The 18,667-nt window shown below is 31.6% G+C and carries 16 protein-coding genes; 3 read left to right on the top strand and 13 right to left on the bottom strand.

Annotated elements, in window-relative coordinates; all coding sequences use genetic code 11:
- Positions 1–262: 262 nt before the first annotated feature.
- Positions 263–1,141 (top strand): AraC family transcriptional regulator, encoded by an 879-nt coding sequence (locus tag A8L32_RS01280; protein WP_075589884.1) that lies wholly within the window; start codon positions 263–265, stop codon positions 1,139–1,141.
- 933 nt (positions 1,142–2,074) lie between these two features.
- On the opposite strand, the gene A8L32_RS01270 is transcribed toward A8L32_RS01280, so the two are convergent.
- The 11 genes from A8L32_RS01270 to A8L32_RS01220 form a co-directional block, all read right to left on the bottom strand.
- Positions 2,075–2,548, bottom strand: coding sequence for a hypothetical protein (locus A8L32_RS01270; RefSeq protein WP_075589882.1), 474 nt, complete (start codon positions 2,546–2,548; stop codon positions 2,075–2,077).
- Between the two features lie 3 nt (positions 2,549–2,551).
- On the bottom strand, positions 2,552–3,316 hold the full coding sequence (locus A8L32_RS01265; RefSeq protein ID WP_083631127.1) for an ankyrin repeat domain-containing protein: 765 nt from the start codon (positions 3,314–3,316) through the stop codon (positions 2,552–2,554).
- A 125-nt stretch (positions 3,317–3,441) separates the two neighbouring features.
- Positions 3,442–3,663: a hypothetical protein gene (locus tag A8L32_RS01260; RefSeq protein ID WP_075589880.1), complete on the bottom strand. Its 222-nt coding sequence runs from the start codon at positions 3,661–3,663 to the stop codon at positions 3,442–3,444.
- Positions 3,656–4,546: a toxin-antitoxin system YwqK family antitoxin gene (locus A8L32_RS01255; RefSeq protein WP_075589879.1), complete on the bottom strand. Its 891-nt coding sequence runs from the start codon at positions 4,544–4,546 to the stop codon at positions 3,656–3,658. Before A8L32_RS01255 ends, A8L32_RS01260 begins: the two co-directional genes overlap by 8 nt.
- A gap of 78 nt (positions 4,547–4,624) precedes the next feature.
- Positions 4,625–5,146, bottom strand: coding sequence for a YceI family protein (locus A8L32_RS01250; RefSeq protein WP_075589878.1), 522 nt, complete (start codon positions 5,144–5,146; stop codon positions 4,625–4,627).
- 49 nt (positions 5,147–5,195) lie between these two features.
- Positions 5,196–5,942 (bottom strand): TonB family protein, encoded by a 747-nt coding sequence (locus A8L32_RS01245; RefSeq protein WP_075589877.1) that lies wholly within the window; start codon positions 5,940–5,942, stop codon positions 5,196–5,198.
- Between the two features lie 3 nt (positions 5,943–5,945).
- Positions 5,946–6,875, bottom strand: coding sequence for a glucosaminidase domain-containing protein (locus A8L32_RS01240; RefSeq protein WP_075589876.1), 930 nt, complete (start codon positions 6,873–6,875; stop codon positions 5,946–5,948).
- A gap of 58 nt (positions 6,876–6,933) precedes the next feature.
- Positions 6,934–7,731: a hypothetical protein gene (locus A8L32_RS01235; RefSeq protein ID WP_075589875.1), complete on the bottom strand. Its 798-nt coding sequence runs from the start codon at positions 7,729–7,731 to the stop codon at positions 6,934–6,936.
- Positions 7,732–7,744: 13 nt separating this feature from the next.
- Entirely contained in the window at positions 7,745–8,617 is an 873-nt protein-coding gene (locus A8L32_RS01230) for a thioredoxin family protein (RefSeq protein ID WP_075589874.1), read from the bottom strand.
- A 225-nt stretch (positions 8,618–8,842) separates the two neighbouring features.
- Positions 8,843–9,322, bottom strand: a complete 480-nt coding sequence (locus A8L32_RS01225) for a hypothetical protein (RefSeq protein ID WP_143524979.1) — start codon at positions 9,320–9,322, stop codon at positions 8,843–8,845.
- A gap of 54 nt (positions 9,323–9,376) precedes the next feature.
- Positions 9,377–9,706, bottom strand: a complete 330-nt coding sequence (locus A8L32_RS01220) for a hypothetical protein (protein WP_143524978.1) — start codon at positions 9,704–9,706, stop codon at positions 9,377–9,379.
- Between the two features lie 156 nt (positions 9,707–9,862).
- Here A8L32_RS01220 and A8L32_RS01215 point away from each other — a divergent pair, with 156 nt between their 5' ends.
- Both A8L32_RS01215 and A8L32_RS01210 read left to right on the top strand, forming a co-directional pair.
- Entirely contained in the window at positions 9,863–10,423 is a 561-nt protein-coding gene (locus tag A8L32_RS01215) for an RNA polymerase sigma factor (protein WP_075589871.1), read from the top strand.
- A gap of 12 nt (positions 10,424–10,435) precedes the next feature.
- On the top strand, positions 10,436–11,227 hold the full coding sequence (locus tag A8L32_RS01210; protein ID WP_075589870.1) for a tetratricopeptide repeat protein: 792 nt from the start codon (positions 10,436–10,438) through the stop codon (positions 11,225–11,227).
- Between the two features lie 77 nt (positions 11,228–11,304).
- Here the strand turns inward: A8L32_RS01210 and A8L32_RS01205 are convergent, their stop codons facing one another.
- Together A8L32_RS01205 and A8L32_RS01200 are read right to left on the bottom strand one after the other, a co-directional pair.
- On the bottom strand, positions 11,305–14,469 hold the full coding sequence (locus A8L32_RS01205; RefSeq protein ID WP_075589869.1) for a caspase family protein: 3,165 nt from the start codon (positions 14,467–14,469) through the stop codon (positions 11,305–11,307).
- A 42-nt stretch (positions 14,470–14,511) separates the two neighbouring features.
- Positions 14,512–18,651 carry a caspase family protein gene (locus tag A8L32_RS01200; RefSeq protein ID WP_075589868.1) on the bottom strand — a complete coding sequence of 1,380 codons (4,140 nt, stop codon included), beginning with the start codon at positions 18,649–18,651 and terminating at the stop codon, positions 14,512–14,514.
- Positions 18,652–18,667: the final 16 nt, after the last annotated feature.

Below are 18,667 nucleotides of genomic sequence, written 5' to 3'. Positions count from 1 at the left end.
GTATTATTATATCACTTAATGATACTTTTAAACACATGCATATTCACTACTTGCAACTCTACTACTCAAATTAAAAAATAACCAAACAGCACCTTTAATACTGATTTAAATATACTTAAACAACTTATACCACACATTTAAGACATCTAATATTTACAATTATTCACACTAAAAGCTAATACTTATTTACTTTTTAGTATTATTTTCTCATTTATTAGTGATACTTTTATATCACTTTCAACTTACATATTAAATCAAAAGCATGAAAGATTCTATCCATAGAGAGATAACACCATTAAAAGACAATGATTGTTTTTTAATATTCGACAGAGAAAGAAAAGGTTTTACTTTCCCCATTCATTTTCATCCTGAATTTGAAATAAACTATATCGCTCATGCCGATGGAGCCAAAAGAGTTGTTGGCGACCATATTGGTACTGTAGAGGGCAAAGAACTTGTTATGGCAGGCCCAAACCTTTATCACGGTTGGGAAAATGGAAAATACAACATGGAAAATATAATGCACGAGATTACCATTCAGTTTCCGCGTGAACTTTTTGATGAAGCTTTATTTAATAGGAACCTGCTTAAACCGATCAAAGAGCTATTCAATAATGCCAATCAGGGCATTCTATTTTCACAAGAAACCATTAAACAAATAGAACCAAAACTTTTAGAATTAAGCAAAAAAAGAAGCTTTGATAGCTTTTTAGCTTTCCAATCACTTTTGTACGATTTAGCCATTTCCAGAGATCAGCAGCTATTAACCAATGTCGCTTTTCAACGCCAAAGCGATTTCCATAATAGCGAACGAATTGAGACCGTTTATAATTATATAAAAGAAAACTATGCCAACAAACTCAAAGTGGAAGACGCCGCCCATCTAGTCAGTATGTCGGTAGCTTCTTTTAGCCGATTGATTAAACAAAGAACTGGTAAGTCGTTTGTAGATTTTGTAAACGAAATACGACTGGGCATAGCCACACGAAGCCTGATAGAAACCAACAAAAGCGTATCGGAAATATGCTACGAGTGCGGCTTTAACAACATATCTAATTTTAACAGGATATTTAAAAAACGACAAGATTGCACACCAAGCGAGTTTAGAGTAAACTTTACTGGAGTAAAGAATGTGCTTTAATTTTGCAAACAAAAAAAGCAGCTTCAAATTAATGAAACTGCTTTTTGCTTTTCGTCGGGGTGGAGAGACGAATATCTTTTCTTCTAAACTTCATTAAACCAAAAACATACTTAGATCACAACCGTTAAGTTACACTTAATCTACACCTGCCATTTGACTTATAATGTATTGATTTGTGGTCTTTTGTATAGTACAAAGATACGAAAAAACATTGCTTTTGTAGTTTAATATTAAGCAAATATTATGGTTATATACTATCACAAAAACAACACAATTCTCCCCCCAACTCCTGTCATAATATTTTAATCTAATGATAAAAACACCACCTGATATAACGGAAATATTATCTAAAAAAACAAGGTTTACATCCTCTTATACAATATTATAAAAACCTTTTAAACAAAGGCAACTAAATAAAATCCAAGCTACTCCTTGCTGGGAAACCCATTTTTGCCATTTCGTTTCATAAAGAAACAAACCAATATATAAAAGTAGAAAACTGAAGGAATACACATTCTAATTATTGCTGTACTCACATAAAAACTTAAGCCCACCAATAATTATTAACCTTTAAATCCACTCAACATTGCAGCCAATAGAATTGCTGCTGTTATTAAAGAAACACCAAAACCAATTATTACAACCAGAATAACTCCCCATTATATATATATTCTTTAAAAGTATATAAGTACAGCAAGTAATGTAAGAAACCCCAATATGCCTCCTAAAACACTTTCCTCAAGAGGCACAGCTACAAATGGATAAACAATAGAGACTACGCAACCTATAGCAGTATCAAAAGCTTGTTTTCTGCTCTTTGTATAGTAACGCTCTTTGCTACTTTTGATATAATTGGATAGCATCTTCATTGGCTTACCAAAATTACTATTTTTTTAGCTGCTGTTTTAAAATTGGTCATGTGTTATTAACCTCCTATCTTGCAATGACAACAATAATAGCCAAAACAAATTCTATCAATCCAATTATTCGATATTTACGATAATTCATTTTAATTATACCTGAAATTAACAGCATAACAAATACAATCACCTTGGAATAAATGGTAAATCCATATGCCGACAACATAAAATCTAACACAATAAAAGCTACAAATATTACAATAGACCATGGGCCACTTTTTGCAATTTTATCACCTATAGCACTATTTTTATCTTCATATATCAATCTAATAATAAAAAATACAAACTGATACAACGACAATAAAAACAAAGGACCGCCAAATAGAATTACATCTGCTCTTATTGCACCCACCTGAACATCTGAGACGTGCCAGGCATACAACAACCACCCAGCACCAGGTAAAAACAGCCATTTTTGCCATTTCTTTTTATAAAGAAACAAACCTAAAATATGTATAACTAAAAGTAGTAAACCAATAAAATACATATTCTAATTATTTATATTTAATAATTTTAAAATTTCATCATAGCCATTATTTTTGGCTATAGATACCGGACTCTCCCCCATAACGTTTAGCGTATTAGTATTTTCTCCAGCGTTGAGTAACTTTTTAACCATATTAACATCTCTATTTTGTACGGCAAGATATATCGGAGATATCTGTTTGAAATCAGACATATTTACATCCGCACCACTTTGAATTAGTAGCTCAACCAAATTACTATGTCCTTTTTCAACAGCAAAGTATAATGGAGTATATAAAGACGCCGTTTGACAATTAATCTCTGTACCTGAATCAACAAGTAGTTTGGCTATTGCGTAATCATTTCGTAAGACAGCGTAGTGTAAAGGACTGGCATGTCTATCGTGTTTATTTACATTAGCTCCATTATTTATCAATAGAGCCACTAATTTATAATTCTCTTCATGGATGGCTTTTAATAAGGGTGTTTCTCCTCCTTCATTCTTACAATCAATATTTGCTCCATTATTTAATAACAGTTTAACAAGATCTGCATTGCCCTTAGTCGTTGCCATATGAAGAGGACGATCTTCCCATGCATTAATACTTTCATTTACATCAGCTCCATTTTCTAGATATTTTTTAATACTATCAAGATTTGTTGCCTCTTTAAGCAATTCTTCTTTTAATAACTTGTTAGCTGTTTTCTGACTCATTACATATACACAACCTATAAGCCATAAGGCAACAACTATTTTAAACTTTATCATACCAAGTTTTAACTTTCTCATTAATTCAAAGGTCTATCTCCAAACTCTACAGCAATCGTAAGCTTAAATGACGATTTAACTACCCACCCAACTCCAAAGCATTTTGAATCAGGTTCAAATATTGCTTTTCGGTGTCCTCATGTTTCCTATCTTGAAGAATCAAGCCTTCCTAATTCTTCCATATATTTTATGTAAGCACCAGGATTACTTCTGGCAATATTTATTTGATGACCTATTTCTTCTTCAAGCAGTTCTATAAACTTTTCTTCAGAAAAGAAACTCTTATTCTGTGCAGTTGCATTAACGATACCTAATGCGGTAACCAGGAAAAAAACATAAAACAACCGATAATTATAAAACTTACTCATCCCTACTATCTTTATAATAAAACCATTCTCCAATTTTCTCCCCCTCGGAATAATTGCCTGAGGATTTTAACGCCCCACTCTCAAAAAACTCCTCCCAATGGCCATCTTTATAACTTTGTGTACATTCTCCATACTCCTCATCTCTAATCGTCATATAACTACCTTTTGCTCGTAACTTCCCATTCTTGTAATAGAACAACCATTGTCCTTCCCTATAATCATCACAATATGACCCGGTGCTCTCAAGTTTTCCGCACTCATAATAATGCTCCCAACGATAACTTTTATAAATACCGTAACAACGACCTGTATAACAGTAACCCTTCTCTTTTATGTTCCCATTGCTATAATAGTAGATCCAAACGCCGGTTTTGGCATACGTATCGTAATATTCACCTTCTGATTCAAGCACTCCATTTTTATAAAAATGCTGTACTCTACTATAACCATCTTTATTCGCTTCGTATGTGACACACCTCACCTTCCCATTACTATAAAAAGATTTACTAACACCTTTCTGCTTTCCATTGGAATCGTATTCCCTATACCATTCTAACCTACCTAAGGAATCTCTTTGCTCCCAATAACCTGCTTTAGTACCTCTATAATAATTTCTAATACTAAGTAATTGTCCCTGTTCATTATATTCTCTTTCTTCTGCATGCAATTGACCTTTATAATAAGTCTGTGTTTTGGCAATCTTACCATTGGAATAATACCAAGTCCAATCTCCATCCCTTTTACCATCTTTTATATCGCCAACAGCCTTCTTCTGACCGTTAGGATAGCTATCTATCTTTAACGTTTGAGCATGAGTTAAAGTACTTAGTAGCAATAATAGCAAACACAACCTAGGTTTTAATACGATACAGATTTGAATCATACAACATTCTATTTAAATTTTACAGTACCTTCTTAATAATATGTATTACTCATTCAATTTTACATTAATAAAACTGACCTAGTTTATTACACATTTGAAGTTTATTTGAACATCTTTATCAACGAAAAATGTTCCAGTTCCACCGACTCCATAATCTAATCTATTGATGCAAATATTTCCTTTAGCAATATTCTTTTGTATACTAAAGGGAATAGTAACCACATGAGCAACCCCTTTAATATTTAACATACCTTTTGCCTCCCACTTATTCTGTGAAATTTTTAATACTTTTTCAGAAAGAAAACTAACCGTTGGGTACATCGCAGTATTGAAATAAAACTCACCCTTTAATACCCTATCCCTTTTTTCAATTCCCGTATTAATTGAACTTGCACTTATATGTAACACTAACATCTCATTAAAATGATTCACAGTATCCAATTGTATAATACCTGATACCACTTTAAAAGAACCATTTATAGTATGAACTTTCATGCTTTTCACCTTAAATTCTACAAAGGATTTTTCCACATTTATTGTCTGAGTAAATACCGAGATATGAAACAGTAAACTACACAATAGAATTAAAAATACTCTCATTAAGCATTTTCCCTTAAGGTTAATAGTATTATCGATAGCCTTATTAATATTAATTCAACTCAAACAGATAAGTAATCGTACCTTTTTGAACCCGAGGAGCATCACTATCCACATTAAACTTAGCTTTTTTAGCTGCAGTAATTGCCGCCTTTATAAGTTCAGAATGCTGAGTTGTAGAACCTTTCATTTGGTATTCAGCGCTAGTTACATCGCCTTTTTTATTTACAGTAATCTGAACCACAACAATACCTTCTTCCTGAACTACATATTCGGGTGGAGGCAATGATCCCTGAAGAGACCTACCATTTAAACTAACTCCACTGCCCGTATCATTACCATTTATACTAACATTAGTGGAAGTAGTACTGGTTTTCACCGTTTTGTTAAAAGCATTGGAAACCTGATGATCTACTTTCTTACTTAATTCTTTTTGCTTTATCTTTTCTTTATTCTTCTTTGCCTCCTCATCATTAACCTTTTTTACTTCAGGCTTTGCGCTTTTAATTTCAGGTGCATCTTCAAAATCCTGAGCTTTGGGTGTTTCTTTTACTTGTACTGCAGGTGCAGGTTTTGAGCGCACAGTTACAGAAACCTTAGTAGGTATAGGAATATCAGGCTCTTGAGCTGCGTAAGCTTTTTGTTTTAAACCAGTTCCTTTTTCTTCGGCTCCCAGACTAACAATGATTCCTTCTTCTTGAGGAATAATTTTAAAACCTCCAATAAGAAGAAGAATGAATAAAATGGCATGAAATAATACTGCACCAATAGTAGCTTTTTTGTTATATGTTTTATTCATGTGTTACTTTTTCTTCCTGCGTAAATTTAGTTTAATTCCTTTTTGCAAGGGCTCACCTTTTTTAAGATGATTATATTTTAGCAAATTCTTTTCTTTTATACCATACTTTTGCGAAATATAATGTAATGACTCTCCTTCTTTTACAACATGATATACATGTTTACGGTGTGCCTTACTCCTTTTTGATTGAATATATATATAACGATACCTTTTTATATTTGCATCTTCCTTTAAATCATTATATGTATATAACTCCCACGCACGCAAACCAAACTCCTCTGATATAGATCCAAATGAATCGCCATCTTCTACTTTTATATATTTTACACCATTGTTATACTTTATTTCGTGTGTTTTAAATAATATAATTTCAAAATCGTCAATAGCACTTTCTGGTGCAGTTACTTTATTCCATCTTTTTTTATCTAATAAAAAGAGCCTTTCTTCCTCAATTATTCGAATCAGTTTATAAGGGTATGCCGGATCAGTTGCGTAATTTGCTTCTTTTAAACCCAAAGCCCAATTTTTATAATCAGTAACTTTAAGCTCAAACAAACTTGCGTATCTAGCATTCTTTAATAAAAAATTGGAATGATCTATATAGGAATTGTAAACCTTTTTGTATACCCTAAAACAGTCATCAGGATTATCATCCGAATAGGTAATTGTTTTTCCCTTCCAATCGCTATGGCATTTTATTCCAAAGTGATTATTTGACCTTTGCGCCAAAATTGAATTGCCATATCTTGACTCTAACACTGCTTGTGCCATAGTAATGCTCGCAGGCACTCCAGTCCTTTTCATTTCTTTTATTGCTAAATCTTTATATTGTTGAATATACTCTGTTTTTGTATATCTTTTTTTTGATTGAGCAGCAAGTTGAACATACAGTAACATGATTGCTGCTAGAGATATTAATACTCTTATTTTCATGCGTATATTATTTTCATTTATTGCATGTAACTCTCAAACACACACATGCTCGTTTTCACTATTTTGCTTTAACTTTAAAATATAATCTCCTTTGCTCATTCTCATATTCTAACAATTGAAGCACTTCCATTTTTATTCGTTCATCATTAGTCGTAGCTTTAATCATTAAAAGCTCATTCTTATACGCCAATACTTCATGATCATCTATAAAAAGATAATCTACATTTATCATTTTACCTTCCTGTTCATTAAAGTTGTAAAATCTGGGACGACTAATTCTAGTAAACCTATCGGTATGAAGTAAATCATTTAACTTATCCATAAAATCGAGTCCTGTTACATCTATAATCCCATCCACATTAATATCTGCTAATTGATAACCGTCGATGTACACCAGTAATGGCATTTTTAAACGAATAAATCGGTGATTATTGAAGATGTAAAACTCATATGTTGGAGGCGAACTAGCACCTCCAGACCAATCAGCTAAAACCAATAAATCAGAATACCTTTTTTGAGGTGTCATACGAATTACTCTAACGATATGGTAATCGCCATTAATTAAGGTATCACATATTACTTTTTGCTTATCTAATACGCGTACACAAACACTTCCGCTATTTATCTCTTGCTTAAAGCCGTTTTCATTTACATTTATATCCTTCACTTCAAATTCTAACTGATAATTCTTCCCATTGGAGAAAAAAGGAAATCGAGCTGAATCAACATCAACATGAGTATTGTAAATTAAAGTTCCAATAGTATGTGGATTGGCTTTTATATGCTGAGCTTGCATACTGACAAATGAAACTAATAAGTATGCTGTGATCAATACAAGGAGTTTAGTTTTATTCATTTAAAGTTAATATTCAATTTGAGTACTCTTCAAAACAAGAATCCAGCAATCCAAAAACCTCTTTCTTATCTTCTTTAGGAACCCAAAGACTTACGTAAGACTTTAGTTTCTTTAACTCCTTTTTATCTTGCTTCATAGCTATTCTTTCAATATTACGCTCAAGTACTTTATACACTTTTTTACTTACATAATCTTCCCATATATAAAGCAGTTGATCATGTTCTTTGGCTAGGTACTGATTATAACCCGACATATAATCATCATCGTAAATGTAAAAAGCTACAAAAACAGAATCATTTTTTATTAAATCCTCGGGTGTATAGTAAGCTAAATACGTTTCTGCTTCAGCACTACAATCTAACTCATCATCTTTTGCTCCTAATATGATATACTCAAACAATTCCTTTTTACTGAATACTCCTGTACTAATTGTCTTTTGTAACTTAAATATAGGGTCATTTTCTGGGTGAAGGACAATATCTGCAATAACCAATAAATCTGCAGCTTCTATAAAACCTGTTTTATTCTTGATGACTTCTCCTTGAGGCGAAATAAAGAAGAGCGTTGGATATGCATCTATTGGGTATTTTTGCAAAAATGCTTGAGATTCATCTGCATCACCATCAATTTTAAGGTTGATAAAATCACTATTGAAGAATTCACCAACTTCTTCATCTGTGAACGTTTCGTTTGATAACTTTTTACATGGACCACACCAGGTAGCATACACATCTACAAAAATGGGTTTATTTTCCTTTTTTGCCAGAGCCTTTGCTTTCTCCCAATCGTTTTTTATAAACTTGATGCCATCTGAGGCTTTTAGGTTGGTATAACTGAATAAACAAAATGCGATAAGTACTATATAAATGAATTTTACATTTTTCATAATGGAATAAATTAAAATAATGAATTGTTTTTTTTACTAAGATGAGATGGTCTCTATTATTTAAATAGATTCCTAAACTAATTAGAGTCTGTCTGTAAAGTCAGGTGGTTGAACTATAAAGTTTAAATACAAGGCTTGCGAGTCAATAAGTTCAAGGAGTTTGCTTTCGTAAAGTACCGATTTATTGATACGTATAACACAACAGTTAATATTTTTAGACGAAGATTAATTATATATAATACTATTGCCTTGTATCATTATCGGCCCCATACTTACATTATAAAATGTATTTTCCCCTGTATTTATTTCGTACACCTCTCCACCTTTCAAGCCAGATACATGTCCTTGGTATTGTTTGAAATTTCCATTCACATTTTGTGAGATACTAAAATCAAAAGTCACATTATGTGCAGTTACATTTCTGAACTTTATAATATCTTCCGTAACTATTTGCTCTCTACCATCACGGCAAGTTTTATACTGGTTTTGAACGATATTTAACACAGTAAAAACCCTATTTTGATACAGAGAACCAAACTGGTTGTCGAAGCAATTAATACTTGTTTGTGCCAAAACTCTATAAAAATCATACTTCCCTTCTATACATTCCTCGTGTTTATTATCGGGTTCAATTGGTTCTTCGTCACATGAAACACTCATAAGTCCAATCATTATTACCACTAAAAATTTAAATACTGTTTTCATAATATTCTGTTTTCTCATTATTATTTAACTTTTAAAATTCAAAATAATCTTTCCTTACCATCTGCATCTGCGAACAGGATACCAACGACTCCAAGAATAGTTCCAGAAATAACCAGAACGCCATTCGCTTGCCCAATAATATCTTCCGTTATAAGGGTTATATCGCCAAGTACGAACATACCCTTCATGATACTCTTGATGCCAAACAACAGTGCGGTATGCCATTCTATCACAACTATACTCCTTCCATACATTACCACGTTCGCTATAAAAATTACCGCTACTCCACCCACGTTGAGCATAGGTGTTTACTCCAAATATCATTACTGCAAATATTAGCACTACCTTAATTCTTTTATTTCCGTTAATCTTGTCTGTTTTCATACCTTTTAGTTTTATTGTTTATGAGTTTATATTTCAAAACCTAAAAAGTAACCTCCAAACGAGAATTATTTTTTCAAATTATTAAATTATCTTGCTCTCATTAAACTATTCATAAGTAAACAAGAAGCTTTAAAGGAAATCTTACGCGCATTAATCATGACGAATAAAGAAGTTTTAAACGAATTAAAAACTGGAAATAAGGAAGTCATTGCATCAGTATATCTTAAATATCGAGATGAGTTCCTATTTTTTCTTAAAAGAAAATATTCTGTGAATAATGATATTGCGATAGAAGTTTATCACGAAGCATTTTATGCATTTCATCTTAATATTATTACAGGGAAACTTCAGGAATTAACTTCTTCATTAAAGACTTACCTATTCCAAATAGGTAGAAATCTGTTTCTAAATGAATTAAATAGATCAAAAAGAACTGATGAAATAAGCTTTAAGTCTGAGAAAAGTGAAACATATGATCATATAGATGATTCTAATAGTGAAAAGATAGAAGTACTTAGAAAAGCTCTACTTGAACTAGGAAATAAATGCAGGGCTCTGCTTAAACTATTCTACTTTGATAACATGCCTAATGAGTTAATAAAAGACAAGTTAAATTACGCAACTGTAAATTCTGTTAAAACACAGAAATACAAATGTTTTAATCAGTTAAAAAAACGTGTACTATCTGATGTTGATAAAAATGACTTGTACAATTAAATATAACTAATTATGGAAAACAATGGCATGGACATAAATGAACATTTTTTTGAAGAGGAGTTTGATAATTATCTTAGAAATAAGATGGATACTAATGAAAAGCAGGATTTTGAGAAAAACATCAGCCAAGATGAAGTTTTAAACAAAAAATTTCAGATTCATAAAGATTTACATTCAGGATTACTAAACATCTATAAAGAAGAGTTTATTGATAATCTTAAAGAAATTGACGCTAATCATCCACCTAGAATACAAAAAGTTAAACTCATTCAACCATGGATGAAGTATGCCGCAAGTATAGTTATTCTTGTTGGCACTTTATTTTTCCTTACCAATAAAGATAATTCGAAAGAGCTATATCATAAATATTATTCGCATAACCCATCTATAATCCCCATCAATGCCCGCGGTGGTAATCTCGACGAGCACTATTTCGATCTGAACCAGAAAGATTTCGAATTGATTAAAAGAGCAGTTGTACTATACGAACGAAAAGATTTTTCATTAGCCTTAGAAAGCTTTACTACTTTTAATAAAGCTTACCCAAACAATTTCCCTAAAGCAAAACTAATGGAAGGAACTTGTTTAATGGAGTTAAAACTTTACGACAAGGCACTAGATATGTTAAAACCACTAGAAAAACACTATTTAAATAATAACGGCTCTGTGAGTTGGTTAATAGCACTGAGTTATCTCGGTAAAGGAGATCAAAAGAATTGTATAAAATATCTAAAAACCGAAGTACAAAATGAATGGGTTAACGTCGATTCTAGAGATGCATTACTTAATGATCTACAAGAATAAACTATAAAATGGAGTATTAACATTAAAATACCATTTCAAAATAATAAATATCCTAATGTCAATTCAAAATTAATCGATTAATCTTTATTCTCATCTTCTGAAATAAACAGAAATGCACTACCAGGTTCGTTACTTCCAAAACTTCCAAACATTGGTTTTGAAGGCAACCTTTCAACAAAATTGAATACCTGATTCGAAGTAAGATAACCTCTGGATCCTCCTGAGGTGCGTAAAGCTTCGAGTATTTTATAAGCGAAAGGAGAATGCCTACCCGCGTAACCATCAGGCACTTCATTTAAACTACCAGAGGTTATATACAACCTTGTTTTTAAATCTATTTTATCAGACACAAAATCGTCCAGTTCTTGTTCCTCATAAATATCTTGTTTATTTCTATTTTGTTTCACTTTTACATCGAAACCTCCGCCAAAACATACATCGAGACAAAGTAAAATTTGTTTGGGAGGAAGATTATTAATTATGGTTTCTATCTCAGAGAATGAAATATAGGTATTTCTATATTGGTCGTCATTTGTAGGTCTGGAACTTGAGGTTACGATAAAACCATCATGGAAAAATTCATTATCAAAATCGCCATGTCCTGCAATAAAAATAAATAACTGGTCATTTTCATCCAAGGTTTCAGAATAAGTTTTCAGGCTTGAGAAAATATCTTTGTTATTGGCATCCAACAATAAATCTACCTTAAAACCATAGCCTGTTTCTAATTCATGTCCAATTTTCTCAGCATCGTATGTGGGATTATTTAGGTTTGACCACATTGGATTTCCATTGGAATAATTATTAATACCAATTACTAAGGCATGCTTTTTACCCATTCCTTTTATCGTTTCGTCTTTAACAGGCGATAATACTCCTGCTCCCCTTGATTTTAATGAACCTGATGGGAATAGATGTTCCATCTCCTCGAAATATTTTTTCTCAAAAAAGAAATCTGAGTAGCTCCTATCTAACACCTTGCACTGAATCTGTTTTTTGAGTACCTGATGAATAACTAATTCTGCATTTTCTTCTTTATCAAAAAAGTAAAAAACATTTAGATAAGATGGAATAGAACTTAAGAAATAAATGAGTGGACCATGAGGTATTATATTCCCATCGCAACTGACATTATCAAACCCTACTTCTTTTGGACAAATAATTACCCTATTTCTTTTTCTGAGTTTTGAAATATCTGGATTATTTTCAATTAGAGCTTTGATAAAGTTTTTTTGAAAATCTTTTGTATTTCCTGATTCCGTAAGAAACAGTTGATTGTTTGCTGGAATAAATTCTAATAAATCTCTCAGCTGATGTAGTGATATTTTTTCTGAATCATTCAAATCCTTCGACAGTAAGCTGTCGCGATATGTATAGAAATTGGTTACATTAACACCTGTTGTAAAATTTGAATCTCTATCTGAGTAACCTGCAAAATTAAACACAAAATAATCTTCTGGTTTTGAATTATCTATTATATAATTGAGGTAATGGGTAATAGAATCTTTACGAGCTTGTTCATTTAATAGGGTAAAAGAGAATACTTTTGAATCGGAACCGGCAGCATCTTTAAATTGTTCCTTCATAAACGAAGAAAAAAGCTGCGCATCCGTATCGCAATTATCAAATACACTATTATCGATATCATAATAGTTATCTATGCCAATCGACAAAACATATAAATCACCTTTTTCAATAAAAAGTTGTTTTTCTATTTCTTTCGGCATTAATACATGTTCTTCTATAGATCCTGCGATACCCGGTGTTTGATATGGAGCAATCAAATCCATATGATGTTTTAGTAAGTCGAAAAGTTCGTGGAATAAAACATCACTATTTATTAATTGAAGTATATTTCCTAAAGCGTATGAAAATGAACCATAATCATTTCCATTTCCATCAAGGTAAGCAGTGTTAATCTCCTTAGCTTGGCATGCTGTTAACATTATAAATGGTGCAAACTTTAAGTTATTAATTTGACTATCTATTTCGAAGAACCCACCTCTAGTTAAAATGGACCTTGTTTTATTTGAATTTACTTCGTCTTGCTCAGGGCCAAAATTATTGGCATCAAGACTAAACACAACTTGCCCTGAACGTCCCGCCTTTTCTCTTATTTGGTTTAATAATAAAATCAACTCATCATCTCGTATATGATTTTGGCCTTCATATACACCTGCTTTAAAAATGCGATGTGCATCATATGGTACAATTGCTTCATCATAACCATCTAGTTCATCATTATTGTCGTCTAGTATTTGCTGTCCATGACCTGAATAATGAATAAAAACGACATCTCCTTTCTTTGTTTCACTAGCAAGTTTTTTTAAAGCCAGTACAATATCTTTTTTCGTACAAAACGAGTCTTTAATTAAGGAAATTTCACCAAAACCATTATATCTTAATGACTTTTGTATTAAATCCACATCATTATTTACTTCAATTTTAGGCCACCTGCTTTCTTCTGAATAGTCGCCTATAGCAATAATTAAAGCTTTCTTATTGCCAGAAACTATTGGCATAGAAGGTTTAAAGCCTACAGTTTGTTTTCCATTTTTGTAAACAGCATAATCAATCAGCTCTCCATTTGAACTATAACGCTTCACAGTATCATTCGGGAATCCTTCTTTAATCCAGAAAGTCAATGATGCTTTTCCATTAGGATGATAGTACTCATAATTCCCCGCTGATAGTGTATCAGATAGGTAACCTCCTTCTTTGTACCACTCTTTAAATTTAAGCTGCGCAGTTATAATATGAGGTAGGATTAATTCATTTTTACCTGAAAATTCATAATAAATAGATTCCAAATATGTAGGGTAACTACATCTTAATACAGGAGAACCATCTTTTACTGTTGGGTAATACTCCTGGATTTGCAAATCGTAGCCCACTGTACTTCCATCATTTGTAACACTACATTTAAGAACCTCACCTAATCTGATAAAGTTGCCATTGGGGTGGTAGTCTAGAAATTTATTTACATGTTGTGAAGAATCTGATTTAAGTGTGATTACTCTATAAAAAGAGATTTCTTCCATTGCTTTTTTAGTCCATTCAAATCCTACATTGCTTATTTCTTTATAAAAAAAGGCTCTAATTTCATGAGATTTGTGAAACTCTAAAAATGAAGGAATTATTGAGTCAGGTACGGCAATTGATTTTGATTTTAATATAACCGCTCCGAACGAAATTGAAGGAAAGCTTATGCTAAAAATTAATAAAAATATTAGATATCTCATTATCATGAAAGCTAATTCAAATTTATTTATTGTATTGAACTTCTACCACACCCTAAAATCATACTCAACATTCTCTTGTCGTGTGGTTGGTTTTTGCTTACCATTGGTTAAATCCTGCACATTGTTTATTACATATTCTCGTAATTCCGATACGGTTACCTCGCCATCTTTATTCGTATCTGCCTCCTTATTTTTTAAGCCGTTTAATACAGAGTAGGTAAATACGCCATTGTTCCACACATCACTTTCCAGGGCATAGCTATCGCCTGCAGCAGCAGATATGACCACTGCTCCTGAGCCTCTATTTAAGTTGGTAAACAGTTCCTGCATTAACTCAAATGAGTTTTGGAGACCAATTTGTCCTTGTTTTTCATCATCTCCAGACTGAAATACACTCGCTCGATAAGAATAGGACTTCACTCCACTTTTAATCCCTTCTTCCTTTTTTGTTCCGTTTGAAGCAGTTAGTTCTTCCTTATCAACTTCTCCTGAATGACAGGCATCCATCATAAATAGTTTTTTACGAGCAGGTATACTGTCTAAGAGCCATTCAAGTTTATCATAACTAATGCCCCTTTCTGCCGGATTATTAAAATCGATATCGTGCGATGCAAAATAAAAATCATAATTATCATCCAACAAGCCATGACCAGATACAAACAATACTACCTGATCGTCAACATCCGATTGTAACAGTTTTTCTTTAAGTTTTATCGTATTTTCAATAGTCGCATCTTCATTAAATAGAGTATCAACATAAATATTTTCATATTCATTGGTCGACAATGAAAATTGATTGGCCAAATCACGACCATCTTTTACTGCATATTTTAAATTGAATTGACTTTGTTGGTATTCCGAAGTGCTTAAGGCAATAAAATATAGGTTTGGTTTCTTTTGTTCTTTGGGTTCGTAGGTTATAATCATTGCTTCTTTGTAAGATTCAGCACCTTTTTCATTAAGGCAGGAAATCTGAATTTTGTTTTTACCACTAGATAGTTGGATCTCTAATTCTTTACTAATACTACCTGTATTTATCTGACTTATATTAACACCTCTTAAACCATAAATGGCAACATCATTAACCCAAACGTTTATACTTCTAAGTTTTTCAATTGAATCATTTGCTTCAATTTTTATATTTACTATTTTTTCACTTGTCTTTATAGGAATCTCGCCATAATTTGTAATCTCAATTTCAGGAGTGTGCCAATTTGATGAAAACGATTTTTCAGAGATACCCATTTTTGAAAGCCTTTTTAAATATGCCTTTTTATATGCCTCAACGACGGTTGTATCCGCAAGGCCAATCCGCTCTAGTACGATATCAGGTCTATTTAAGCGCAAGTCAAACTGCTCAAACGGAAACAATTTATTATTAAATCTAAAATAAGCTTCTTTTAGTGACGTTTTATCTGCTTTATAATAATATTCCGGAGTCAAAAAAACAGACTTTCCTGTAGTATTAATAATTTTTACCAATTGCTCCTGACTTTCAGTATCAAATAAAATAATTGAATTATTATACAAACCTGCAGCCATATACGGCTCATCTCTTGCGATTGCAATATTCTGAACTTCTGCATCATTAGCATGTATTGAAAATTCTGATTTATTGTTTTCTATAGAAGTACATATAATATTGCAATTTCTTTTAAAATCGGTAGGGTGAATACCATTGTGATAGACGGATCCGTTTTTTTCATCTATTACTATTGGCGAATAAATTCCTCCATATTCTTTATTATAGTCAGCCTTCAAAATGCTTCTTTCTTGTTTTCGATCAATTGTTTTTACAATTTTTTTTGTCGTAAAATCAATAAACTTTAAAAGCTGGTCATAATCATCTTTAATGATTAACATATTGTCGTTTAACTTAGAAAACTGAAGGTCTGTATTATTGATTCTATCAATTTTAAACTTCTCGGGTACCAATTTTACTTTTTTCCCCTTTTTAATATCAATAACTACAATATCACACCCATCCTCCCATATGCAAATATATTTAAAGTTGGGGCTAACCGACATATTTGGATTTTTAAATTCCTTATTTAACCCATATGTTTTAATTACATTTCCGGATTCTAAATCTATTAAATCAATCCAATTATCTACATCACTAGCCTGTATAGGTGCATACGAAGCCTGTATAAGTGCATACGAATTATCATTACTTAATATTGCAGAATTAATTATTCCTTTTTTACCAATAGAATTTAGTGAGAGATAACCTTTATTAATATTAAATAAAGTGTCGAGATAAACTATAATATTTAAACTATCTGTATATAAATTATAGATATTAAATAAACTTTGATAATTATCTTTTGAGTATGTTTCAAGTGCAAGTAAATTATTTTGATACGAAAGTAAACTCTGCTTTCCTATAGCAGCTTGCTCTCTATTTATTTGTTTTGATTTTTCAGCAGCTACAAGATCCCAAATTATAGTTCGTGCACCATCGTGACTACTAATTAAAGTATCTCCTTTATTAGAAAGAATTAATTTATGAATACCTGCAATATACTGTCCTTCAATTCGATTATCATCCCCAGTAAATTCCTGAATTACTTCATTGGTCTTCCAGTTATACAACACTATTGAATATTTCGACCCTGGTATTGCTACCGTACTAGAATTAAAGAACTTAATGGGTTTATCACCATACCCTCCAATATTGTTATCTAAAACAATCTCTTCGAATACATTTGTTTTTATATTATAAACCACTAATTTTCCTTTGTACAAAGAATTATCATAATAATAAAATGCGGCATTTTTATTATTACAATCAATTAATGAAGCTTCAACCTTATATTCTCTAAATATTCTTTCCTTAATCTTAGCATACCTTTCTATATCATTAGATATTTCCTCGTATTTCTTTTCTGCATCATCATTATTGAAGGTTAATTTATTTGTTAAATCGTTGGAATAATTATTTACTATATCCCAATAAATAAAATTATAATTAATACCATCATATGTAATAATATCATAACTATAAGGGCAAAAACATGCATTCTTAATATTTCCTTTATATCTTTTCAGAACTTTATTTAGCTTTACATCCCATATAATAATACACTCAGAATTATATGCCTCATATGTTATCATATAACGTTTATCGTATGAATAGTTAATCCCTCCAATTTGGTTAGTATGTCCATTCTGAGAGACAATACGAGGTAGTTTATCTTTTACTAATTCATAAGTACTTAATTGCTTACTTGAATACGATAATAACTTGGGGGTATTTATCCCTAAATTTATTACGGATCGACCTTCACGAATTACAAACTCTCCAACTATATGTAAGTTGCTTATTTTCCAAACATGGATAATAGTGTTTCTGCTTAAAGCTTTAATTCCAGAATATGTAAAAACGTTATTATTACAATATATATTAGAAACCTCACTTACCCCAGTTGAAAATATTTTCAAATTCCTTTTTGAACTTAGTTGTTGTATATAGATTTTACCCCCAACTGCTACTGCAATACTATCATTATTAATAAACTTGAGTGCAGTTACTTCATCATCCCAATTAAGTTTATCACAAACCTTTTTATCATCGCAATTATAAATAATTAATGATTTATCCGTCCCAATAGCCACTCTCTCCCTATCCGGACTTAAAGAAATACCATTAATGCTCTCTTTCGTTTCTTCAAAAAAGACAATTTGTTTACTTTCAACATTAATAATGAAACTCTTATTCTGAAAATACACAACCAATGAACTATCTATTGGCGCACTATCAAATCCATATGGTTCGCGTCCCCAAACTACTGACAATGGCTCCATTGGATGTTCAAAAACAATTTCATTTGTGATATAGTTTCTGTATACCAACATATAGGTATTCACATTCTTTTTTTCAAAATAAGCAATGTGATGTTTCTTTTTTGAAGTTATAAAATGACTCTTTCCTGCAAAATTTGAAAATGTTGTTCCTGGACGATAATAAGGTATTTGGTTAACCTTTTTTTGAGTAGAAATATCAATAACATTTATTACAGAGTCTTCAGCAAATAGGATATACTTAGAGTCAAAGCTCTGTTCTAAATAATAAACAAAATTAGGTATTTCCAATACTTTATTTGTTTCTATTTGAGCATTTATTACAATGCTAAAAAACAAAAAGCAGATATAAGTATTTATTTTTAATGATATTTTCATGCTTTTAAGATGGTTA

The organism is Labilibacter marinus, assembly GCF_001659685.2.
Taxonomy (GTDB): domain Bacteria; phylum Bacteroidota; class Bacteroidia; order Bacteroidales; family Marinilabiliaceae; genus Saccharicrinis; species Saccharicrinis marinus.
The sequence above is the reverse complement of the archived record's forward strand: the minus strand, read 5'-3'. Positions and strand labels throughout refer to the sequence as shown.